The sequence below is a fragment of the Longimicrobium sp. genome (genome assembly GCF_036387355.1).
Classification (GTDB): Bacteria; Gemmatimonadota; Gemmatimonadetes; order Longimicrobiales; family Longimicrobiaceae; genus Longimicrobium.
In genome coordinates, this window is record NZ_DASVTX010000472.1 from 1 (window position 1) to 5749 (window position 5749).

The window sequence follows — 5749 nt, forward strand, 5'->3', positions numbered from 1 at the left end:
AGGGAGGGAGCGGCCGAAGGCGAGCTCGATGACTGGGGCGAAGTCGTAACAAGGTAGCCGTAGGGGAACCTGCGGCTGGATCACCTCCTTTCTGGAGCGACGAGTATCCTTCTTCGGAAGAGGAAAGTCCTCACAGGTCGACTCGGACAGACACCCGGACACACTGGTTGAAGGGCCTGTAGCTCAGTTGGTTAGAGCGCACGCCTGATAAGCGTGAGGTCGGCCGTTCGAATCGGCCCAGGCCCATGTGCCCTGAGTGAAGCCCCCGCAGCGGATTCCGCTGTCGGGGGCTTTGCTGTTTTCACCGTTTCGGAAGTCGCGGCAATCGTGACCCTGGGAAACCAGATCTCCCGCAACGGGGGAGCGCTTCGCGCCCCCCCGTGCGGCTCAGCGGCCGGCCTGCGGGTCGCGCACCATCTGCGCGAAATCCAGTTGGGCGCGGTCACGCAGGGCATCGCGGGTAAAGCGGAACTGGTAGTACCCGTACTTGAGCGGCTCGCGGCCCAGCGCCTGGTAGTTGGCGCCAAAGTAGGTGGCGGGGTCCTGCCCGGCGGGGGTGGGATCCGTCAGGTTGTCGGCCGCGCGGGCGGCCATCTGCTCCAGCATGGCCAGGTACCGCTCGCCGTCCGGCTGCGTGCGCCAGAAGGCCACAGCCCAGCGGTTGGCCATGTTCTCGGCGTCGTACTGCGTCGCCTCGCGGCGGCCGGCGCGCGCCATGAACCAGTGCCCCATCTCGTGCGCGATGTTGAACCGGTTGAAGAACGCGCGGAACAGCTGCTCGCCCGCGGCCGCGTCGCCACCGGCGAAGGTGGTGAAGATGGAGCGCATCCCCGGCGGGGCGGTGTCCCACCACGGCACCACGACCTGGTTGGAGTCGCCGCGGAAAAAGATCAGCTGTGGCGTGTTGCGGACCTGTACCGTAGGCGGGGGAGCCAGCGGCGTTCCGCGGACGCGCGCGACCTCCTGCGCAAAGGCGTTCGCGATGGCCTGCGCATCCGCACGGGAGCGCGCCGTGCCGGTGTACACGGGAACCAGCGGGGCGTCCGCAGAGCCGGCGCAGGGAGGGTTGGCGCCGCAGGCAGCGGGGGCGAGCGCGCAGACCAGCGCGGGCAGGGGTGCGGTTCACCGCGGGGCGGGGTGCGGGTGAAAGCGCAGCCGCGGGGGAGGACGGCGGCCGCGTCCCGCTACGAGCCCTCACACAGCTCGGCAAACCCGCCGCTTCGGGATCACGATCGGTGCGCCTCTGGACGCGGGCACGGAGGCGAGGGCTTGTGCGCCGTTGTAGATTGGCGTCACGGCGGGCCCGGATCCTCCATCCGGCCCCGCCCGGCGCCACTCCGTACGTCCCGCGCTCCCTTCCCACGCCGAGCACAGGCCCCGGTGCACACTCCCGTCGTCGCGAGCATGCTCGCCATGGCCGGCTCCACGCCCGCCTTCTTCACGGAAGTCGCCGCGCTGCTGGTGGCGGGTGCGGCCATCGCCTACGTGGGGTCGCGGCTCAGGCTGCTCCCCATCGTGGGCTTCCTGCTCGCGGGCGTCGTCATCGGGCCCAACGGGCTGGGGCTGGTGCAGGACCGCGAGCTCGTGGACGCGGCCGCCGAGGTAGGCGTCATCCTCCTGCTGTTCACCATCGGCATCGAGTTCTCGTTCGAGAAGCTGAACCGCATCCGCCGCCTGATCTTTGGGGCCGGGGCGCTGCAGGTGCTGCTGGCGACGGGCGCCACCACCGCGGTGCTGGCGCTGTGCGGAGTGGGGTGGAGGACGGGCGTGTTCACGGGCTTTCTGGTTGCGCTCTCGTCCACCGCCATCGTGCTCAAGCTGCTGGGCGACCGCGGCGAAACCGGCGCGGAGCACGGGCAGGTAGCGCTGGGGCTGCTGATCTTTCAGGACCTGGCCATCATCGTGATGGTGCTGCTCGTTCCCGCGCTGGGCGGCGCGGGCGGCCCGCCACGGGAGATCGGCTTCGCGCTGCTGCGGGCGGCGGGGATCATCGCCGTCGTTCTGCTGGTGGCGCGAAGGGTCATGCCGCGCATGCTGGAGGTGGTGGCGCGCACCTGCTCGCCCGAGCTGTTTCTGCTGACGGTCGTGGCGGTGTGCTTCGGCACGGCGTACCTGACGTCGCTGGCGGGTGTGAGCCTGTCGCTGGGCGCCTTTCTGGCCGGGCTGCTGGTGAGCGAAAGCAGCTTCAGCGAGCACGCCCTGGGCGAGATCCTGCCGCTGCAGATCCTGTTCAGCGCCACCTTCTTCGTGTCCGTCGGCATGCTGACGGACCTGCGCTTCCTGGTCACGCACCCGCTGCTGGTGATGGCGGCCGTGGGCGGCGTGCTGGCCATCAAGTTCGCCACGACGGCGCTGGCGGTGGGGGCGCTGGGGTACCGCCTTCCCGTAGCCGCCGCGTCCGGGCTGGTGCTGGCGCAGGTGGGCGAGTTCTCGTTCGTGCTGGAGCGGGTGGGGCGCGAGGCGGGCCTCACCCCCGCCGGGCTGGGCGCCAACGGGTCGCAGGCGTTCATCGCCACCACCGTGCTGCTGATGATCGTGACGCCCGCGCTGGCGGCGCTCGCCACCCGCGTGGAGGGGCGCATTCGCGGGCACCGGGCCGCGGTGGAGCAGGCGCGCATGGGGGTGGACGAGGACGCGTCGCACCTGCCCGCGCTGGACGGCCACGTGATCCTGGCCGGCTACGGCGACGGCGCACGCCGCCTGGCGCCCGTCCTGCGCGGCGGCGGAATCCCGCACCTGATCACCACGCTCAACCCGGGCGGCGCCAACGAGGCGGACGGGGACGGCTCGCCCGTGCTGCGCGGCGATTCCACCCGGCAGCGCACGCTGCAGCTCGCCGGGGCGGAGCGGGCCCGCGTGCTGGTGGTGGCGGATGACGATCCGGGAACGGCGCACCGCATCGTGACCGTGGCGCGCTCGATCAATCCGGAGATGCACATCGTGGTGCGGACGCGGTCCGCGGGTGACACGGAGGCGCTGCGGCACGCCGGGGCCGACACGGTCGTCGCGGAGGACACCGAGGCCGTGGTGGCGCTGGCGACCGGCATTCTGCGCGTGCTGGGCCGCGCGGATGCCGACATCGCCGTGCAGCAGGCCGCCGTGCGCGAGGCCGTTCCCACCGCCCCGCCGGCTGCGCCCGTCCGCCCCGGCCTGCCGGACCCGTCGCGCGAGGTCACCTTTACCCCCACGGCGTCCCGTGCCTGCGCCCACGTGGCACAGGTTCGCCCCGTGCACCCCAGCGCGCCCGGGTGCGAGGAGTGCCTGCGCACCGGCGCGCGGTGGGTGCACCTGCGCATCTGCATGACGTGCGGGCACGTGGGGTGCTGCGACTCGTCTCCCGGCCGGCACGCGAGCGCCCACTTCCACGCGACGAGCCACCCCGTCATGCGCTCCGCGGAGCCGGGCGAGTCGTGGGGATGGTGCTACGAGGACCGCCTGCAGCTCTGAAGCCGCGTGTCGGCGGCGAAGAATGCGGAGTGGCTCGATCGAGAACGGAAGGGCCGCCGCGAGATCCGTGGCGGCCCTTCTCGTTGGTCTCCGGATCGCGCACGGCCTCCGGGCGGGACGGAACGCGATCGCGGGGTTCCGCGCCCTGGGCGGCGGATGTTTGCTTGCCTGCGTGCCGCGCGGCGGGACTACTCCTGAATCCCGCCGTCCTTATCCCCGTCCGAGCGCAGAGAACCCCACCGTCCAGCTCTCCTGGTGATGTCCGCCCGGCCTGAGCGGACCGGCGCACCTTCGCAAAGCCCCGGGCGGCGATGCTGCCCGGGGCTTTGCCGTGCGGATTCCCATTGGCCGATCCGTCGCGGAGAGCCGTCGCCGGTTGACATTGACCGCGAGGTCAATAGCTTTCCATCCACATCCCGGCCCCGCGGGGCCGGCCCTTCTGTGTTCCAGCCCGGATCCACGATGTCCGCACAGCTGCCCGCCGCTCAGGGCGACGAATTCCACGACGACATCATCTATCCGGCGGCCATCCCGTTCGTCCTCGTCCACCTCGCCTGCCTGGGGGCAGTGTGGACGGGCGTGAGCGCCAACGCCCTCATCCTGTGCGCGGTGCTGTACGTGGTGCGGATGTTCGGCATCACCGCCGGCTACCACCGCTACTTCTCGCACCGCTCGTTCAAGACCAGCCGCGTGGCGCAGTTCGCCCTGGCGTGGCTGGCGCAGAGCTCCGCCCAGCGCGGCGCGCTCTGGTGGGCCGCGGTGCACCGACATCACCACCGCCACTCCGACACCGAACTGGACGCGCACTCGCCGCGGATGCGCGGGTTCCTCTACTCGCACGTGGGGTGGATCTTTGACGCGAAGCATGCGGACACGGAGATGGACGCCGTGCCGGACCTGGCCCGGCACCCCGAGCTGGTGTTCCTGGAGCGCTGGCCGCTGGTTCCCGCCGTCATGCTGGGCGCCGGCTGCCTCGTGTTCGGGGGATGGACGGCGCTGGTGGTGGGCTTCTTCTGGAGCACCGTGCTGCTCTTTCACGGCACCTTCTTCATCAACTCGCTCGCGCACGTCACCGGCAGCCAGCGGTACGTGACGGGAGATGACAGCCGCAACAACTGGTGGCTCGCGCTCATCACCCTGGGCGAGGGATGGCACAACAACCACCACGCCTACCAGCGCTCCACCCGGCAGGGCTTCCGCTGGTACGAGGTGGATCCCACCTACTACGTGCTGCGCGCCCTAGCGTGGACCGGCGTCGTCTGGGAGCTGGGCGAGCCGCCCGCCGAGGTGATCCGCAACGAGCGCAGGCTGGGCGCGGCCGTCGTGGAAAAGGTGGCCCGGCAGCTCGCCGCGTCGTTCCCCGTGGACGGCATCGTGGCCCAGGCGCACGCCGCGCTCGCGGCCGCACCGCACCCGGAGGATCTGCGGGCCGCGCTGCGCAGCGCCCAGCTGCAGGCCGCCACCGCCCTCGCCGCGGTACACCTGCCGCACATCCCCACGGTGGACGAGGTGCGCCAGTACGCCGAGCGTACACTGGCCCGCACGCCCAGCATGGACCAGATTGCGGAGCGCGCCCGCCAGCTGGTGGTGGAAGCCGTCTGCGTGCGCCTGGCCGAACAGCTGAGCCCCGCGTAGTCCGTCTGTTTCAGGAAGGGCGCGGCGGGGGTGCGGTCCCGCGTGGACGGCACCTCCGCCGCGTTGCTGGATGATGGACTGGCCCGGCACCCCGCCGGCACCGGTCGGCCCTCCCGGTTGTCCCGCGCGCCGCCCCCGCATGCCCGGCAGAAAAGTTCCCGAAGAACAGCGCAGGCTCGAGATCCTCAAGGCCGCGTACCGCGTTGCCGGGCGGGAGCGCATCACCGGGCTCACGGCCCAGGCCGTCGCCGCGGAGGCGGGGGTGAGCAAGGGGCTCGTCTTCTTCCACTTCGGCAACCGCGACGGGCTGCTGGTGGCCCTCCTCACCTGGCTGCTGGACATCACCCTGGTGGGCCCGGACATGACGGAGCTGCTGGCCGGCCGCACCCCGGGGGAGCGGATGCTTTCCGCGCTGCGCAGGGACGTGGAGGCGCTTCCGCGGCAGCGGGAGCGGGTGGAGCTCTTTTTTGACTACTGGGTGATGGGGACGCGCCACCCGGAGGTCCAGCGCGCCATCCGCGCCGCGCTGGACCGCTATCGCGACGCGTACCGCCCTCTCGCCCAGGCCGTGGTGGACGCTGAGCCCGAGCGCTTCGGCGGCATCGGCGCGGAGGGGCTGGCCGGGGTGGCCGCGGGGTTCATCGAGGGCTGCGCCCTCCAGACGGTG

Annotated in this window: 4 protein-coding genes, 1 tRNA gene and 1 rRNA gene; 5 read left to right on the forward strand and 1 reads right to left on the reverse strand. The window is 71.6% G+C overall.

Features of this window, described 5'->3' with window-relative positions:
* Both VF665_RS20415 and VF665_RS20420 read left to right on the forward strand, forming a co-directional pair.
* Window positions 1–91: ribosomal RNA gene (locus tag VF665_RS20415) — 16S ribosomal RNA — on the forward strand; the annotation flags it as partial.
* Between the two features lie 81 nt (window positions 92–172).
* Window positions 173–246: transfer RNA gene (locus tag VF665_RS20420), tRNA-Ile, on the forward strand.
* 141 nt (window positions 247–387) lie between these two features.
* On the opposite strand, the gene VF665_RS20425 is transcribed toward VF665_RS20420, so the two are convergent.
* Window positions 388–1026: a hypothetical protein gene (locus VF665_RS20425; RefSeq protein WP_331055311.1), complete on the reverse strand. Its 639-nt coding sequence runs from the start codon at window positions 1024–1026 to the stop codon at window positions 388–390.
* Between the two features lie 354 nt (window positions 1027–1380).
* Between VF665_RS20425 and VF665_RS20430 the strand changes: the two genes are divergently transcribed.
* From VF665_RS20430 to VF665_RS20440, 3 genes are all read left to right on the forward strand, one after another.
* Window positions 1381–3447: a cation:proton antiporter gene (locus VF665_RS20430; protein WP_331055312.1), complete on the forward strand. Its 2067-nt coding sequence runs from the start codon at window positions 1381–1383 to the stop codon at window positions 3445–3447.
* A 462-nt stretch (window positions 3448–3909) separates the two neighbouring features.
* Window positions 3910–5082, forward strand: coding sequence for an acyl-CoA desaturase (locus tag VF665_RS20435; protein WP_331055313.1), 1173 nt, complete (start codon window positions 3910–3912; stop codon window positions 5080–5082).
* Between the two features lie 139 nt (window positions 5083–5221).
* Window positions 5222–5749, forward strand: a 528-nt coding sequence (locus tag VF665_RS20440; RefSeq protein ID WP_331055314.1) for a TetR/AcrR family transcriptional regulator, incomplete at its 3' end; no start/stop codon positions are given.